Raw genomic sequence first — 535 nt, 5'->3', positions numbered from 1 at the left:
CCATCGTCGAGGAACCGGGTGAAGGATGACCAGCGGCGCAGCATGTAGTTGAAGGCCTTGGTCAGATCGTGTCCGCGCGAGAGCTTGTCGCGCGTCTCGATCATCCAGCGCTCGAGCTCGGTGACCAGCGGCACGCTCCGCTCCTGGCGCACGGCGTGGCGTTGGGCCGGCGACAGGCCGTTGATCCCGCGCTCGATATCGAACAGGGCATCGATGCGCTTCACGGCTTCAACCGCTAGCGGATAGACCAGGTTGGGCTTCTCGCCGCGCGCCTTCTTGCGCGCCGCCGCTTCGACATCGGCCAGCTCGAACACTTTGCGCCGGCTGTGGGCCCAGCAGCTGGCTTCCAGAACAGGCGCCGGCTGACGACCCGTTGCATAGAGATCGCCATAACCGCCAAAGGCATCGGCCTGCAGAATGCCGCTCCAGCCGGCGAGATGCGCCGCGGGATGTTCGCCTCGACGATCGCGGGAATAGTAGAACACTGCCGCCGGCGGATCGGCGCCGCCGAACGGTCGGTCATCGCGCACATAGG

At 66.2% G+C, this 535-nt stretch carries 1 protein-coding gene; it reads right to left on the bottom strand.

The genetic code is table 11. The features are described from left to right. On the bottom strand, positions 1–535 hold a 535-nt coding region (locus tag NKG99_RS35885), incomplete at both ends, for an IS66 family transposase (protein ID WP_352874197.1).

Origin of the sequence: Mesorhizobium sp. M1409 (assembly GCF_040317535.1) — a bacterium.
In the GTDB taxonomy this organism is placed as follows: domain Bacteria; phylum Pseudomonadota; class Alphaproteobacteria; order Rhizobiales; family Rhizobiaceae; genus Mesorhizobium.
This window is presented reverse-complemented; position numbering and strand designations above follow the sequence as displayed.